The sequence below is a fragment of the Pseudomonas sp. genome (genome assembly GCF_049590575.1).
GTDB lineage: Bacteria > Pseudomonadota > Gammaproteobacteria > Pseudomonadales > Pseudomonadaceae > Aquipseudomonas.
On sequence record NZ_JBAWDE010000034.1, the window covers coordinates 1 to 3,406 of the forward strand.

Annotated in this window: 3 protein-coding genes; all 3 read left to right on the plus strand. The window is 58.7% G+C overall.

Going from position 1 to position 3,406, the window contains the following annotated elements:
- The coding region (locus WBR57_RS02800) for a YidC/Oxa1 family insertase periplasmic-domain containing protein (RefSeq protein ID WP_424081908.1) at nt 1-1,563 on the plus strand (1,563 nt) is incomplete at its 5' end.
- A gap of 30 nt (nt 1,564-1,593) precedes the next feature.
- Nucleotides 1,594-2,565, plus strand: coding sequence for a UDP-glucose 4-epimerase GalE (galE, locus tag WBR57_RS02805; RefSeq protein WP_424081910.1), 972 nt, complete (start codon nt 1,594-1,596; stop codon nt 2,563-2,565).
- Nucleotides 2,566-2,567: 2 nt separating this feature from the next.
- Entirely contained in the window at nt 2,568-3,320 is a 753-nt protein-coding gene (locus WBR57_RS02810; RefSeq protein WP_424081912.1) for an SGNH/GDSL hydrolase family protein, read from the plus strand.
- Nucleotides 3,321-3,406 lie beyond the last annotated feature (86 nt).

Consider the following 3,406-nt stretch of genomic DNA (forward strand, 5'->3'; position numbering starts at 1 on the left):
AAAAAACACAAGGCCGATAATGGCGGAAATATTGTGCTCAACGAGCAATCCCATTCCAATGTCCTCGCCCTCAGTGGATGGCCGGGGGCCGATACGGCCAATTTTCAGGTTGAGGAAAATCTTCCCAACGGGGTCCGCTTTTCCTGCGCTCTCCCCGGCGGCGTGAAATGGGAGCGGACCTATACTTTCGGCAAGGAACTTGAAACCGATACGGGGATGAGCGGTTACCTGCGGGTGCTTTTCCACAAGATTGCCCGGGACCTGGGGCAACCCGAGACCAAACCCCTGGTCTACACGCTCGATGTGAACGACACGCTGACGAACACGGGCACGGCCGACGTCACGCTGCCCGCCTATTCCCTCAGCGTCGGTCGCGCGGAACCGATTTACGATCCTATTACCAAGTGGTCAAAGGGGCGCTCAGCTTCGTCATTCAACCTTCAGTACCTTGGCTCCGGCTGGCTCGCCGCCAAGTTTCACCTGACGACCCTGAATAGCTTCAGTCCCGGTTCCATTCCCCTGATTGGAATCAAAACGCATGATGCGAAGGACCAGTTTTCAAGTCAGACTATCGATCCGTCACCCCTGCGGTGGCTCGGGGTCGAAAATCAGTTTTTCGCCGTGCTTCTGACTCCGGCAACAGAGAATTCCATCCAAGCTGGTGAGTTCCGGTGCTTCAACCAATGGGACCAGGATGGGAGACTTGCTCCTCCGGATGCCGATCCCGACATCGAAGCTTCGGCAAATTTCCCCGCCCTAAGCGTGCCCGCGGGCCACGCCGTCACCTTGAATTATGGCCTTTACGCCGGGCCGAAGGACTTCAACCGGCTCGACGCCCTGGGCGCTGATCAGGGCGAATTGATGAACTACGGCTGGTTTGAGCTTTTGATCGTGCCGATGCTGACCGTGCTCCACTTCTGGTTCCTCATCTTTCATAATTACGGCGTCGCCATCATCCTGCTCACGTTGATGATCAAGGTGATTACGTGGCCGCTGCAAAGCTTCGCCAACCGTTCCGGCAAGCGGATGCAGGCGCTGGCGCCCAAGCTGAAGGAACTCCAGGCCAAATACAAAGAGACTCCCGAAAAGCTCCAGACCGAGACGTTCGCCCTCTACAAGGAATATGGCGTCAACCCTTTCGGCGGCTGCCTGCCGGCCCTGATCCAGATGCCCGTCTTCTTCAGCCTCTATTTCATGCTCCAGAACGCGGTTGAATTGCGCGGGCAATCGTTCCTCTGGGTTCACGATTTGACCAAGCCCGACGCCGTCTGGACCGCGCCGTTCCTGTTCTTCGGCTTTCATCCATCGCTTCATCCCCTGCCCATCATGGTCACCGGGCTGACCATGGTGATGATGCGCATGACACCGCAAATCGGCGATCCGACCCAGGCGAAGATCGCCCAAATCATGCCGCTCTTCTTTCTTTTCATCTTTTATAACTTCGCCGCGGCGCTCTCCCTCTATTACGTCATCAACAATTGTGTTTCCATCATACAAATCTACCGCAATCTGCGGAAGCCGCTGCCCGAACTGAAACGGCGTCCGCGCAAGAAAACGGCGTGACTTAGGCGCGGCGGACGCTTTCATTTTCCCATGCATATTTTCGTTACCGGAGGAGCCGGCTACATCGGCAGCATTTGTTCGGAAGAACTCATCAACGCCGGACACCGGGTCACGATCTTCGACAACCTGAGCGAAGGGCATCGGGCGGCGGTCGACACGCGGGCCGCCTTCATCAAAGGCGATCTCCAGAACCGGAAGGAGATCTTTGCGGCGATGAAGGAGGCCAAGCCCGACGCCATCATGCATTTCGCCGCCAACGCCTTGGTGGGCGAATCGATGACCAACCCCTCGAAGTATTTTCGCAATAACGTCTTTGGCGCCCTCAACCTGCTCGACGCCGCGGTCGAGACCGGAGTGAAGAAGTTCATCTTCTCCTCGACGTGCGCCACTTATGGCTCGCCCGATAAAGTTCCCATGGACGAGCGGCTGCCTCAAAAGCCGATCAATCCCTACGGCCAGTCGAAGCTCATGTTCGAGCAGATCCTCCAATGGTACGACAAGATTCATGGGGTGATCCATGTCAACCTCCGCTATTTCAACGCCGCCGGAGCCAGCGCGCAGTTCGGGGAAGATCACCGCATCGAGACCCATCTGATCCCAAACATCCTCAAAGTCGCGCTGGGTCAAAAGGAAAAGGCCGAAATTTACGGCAACAAATATGCCACGCCCGACGGCACCTGCATCCGCGACTTCATCCACATCCAGGACCTGGCCGCCGCCCACATGCTGGCCCTGGGACGCGAGGCCAGCGTCAGCTACAATCTGGGCAGCGGCGAAGGCTTTTCCGTCCGGCAGGTCGTCGATATTGCGCGCAAAGTGACCGGCCACCCCATTCCTGTCGTGGTCATGGATCCGCGTCCGGGCGATCCGCCCCGGCTGGTGGCCAGTTCGCATAAAATCACCAGCGAGCTGGGCTGGCGTCCCAAATATCCGCGCCTTCAGCCGATCATCGAGAGCGCCTGGGCCTGGCATCAGAAGCATCCGAACGGCTACGGCGATTGAGCGTGAAAACCGTCGTCTGTTTCGGGGCGAGCCTGACGGCGGGCACGGTCACTTTCAATTACCTCAACCTGCTCGGCGCGCGGCCTTCGCTGGCGGCCTTTCGGTTTATCAATCACGGGGTCAACGGCGACCTGGCCTGGAACGGCCTCGAGCGGCTCGACCAAGTCATCGCCGAGCGGCCCGATTTCGTCACTATTCTCATCGGCACAAACGACGTCAACGTCACGATGAGCGAGCGCAATCTCGCCCGGTACAAGGCCTTCAATCATCTGCCGACGGAACCGACCCTGGCCTGGTACGAGCGCAATCTCGGAACCATCGTCCAGCGACTGAAGCAGGAAACGAACGCGCGCCTGGCGCTCCTCTCGCTGGCCGTGATCGGGGAAGATCTCGAGCACGAGGCCAATCGGAAAACCGCCCTCTACAATGACGCGGTCCGCCGGGTGGCCCGGGAAGAAACCATCGCCTATCTTCCGCTGCACGAGCGAATGGTCGCCTATCTTCGCGAACATGAAGGCGACCGGGCCGACCTCCCTCCCCGGCTGGAGTACCGTGACGGCTTGCACAACACCGGCAACGCCCTGGCGCTCCATGCCACCGGCCTTTCCTGGGATGAAGTCTCCCGGCGCAACGGCCTTCTCGTCACCACGGACACACTCCACCTCAACAGCGTCGGAGCGGGCATGATCGCCGACTTGATCGAGGCGTGGCTTATCGGAGAGGATCAGTCTCCAAAAACGCCTCGGCAGTTGTAAAGGGCCGTTACTTGGGGCATTGTTTTAAATGCGCTTCTACATGCTACCGACCGAGCAGGGCCAAACGACCTGTATCAACTTTGACC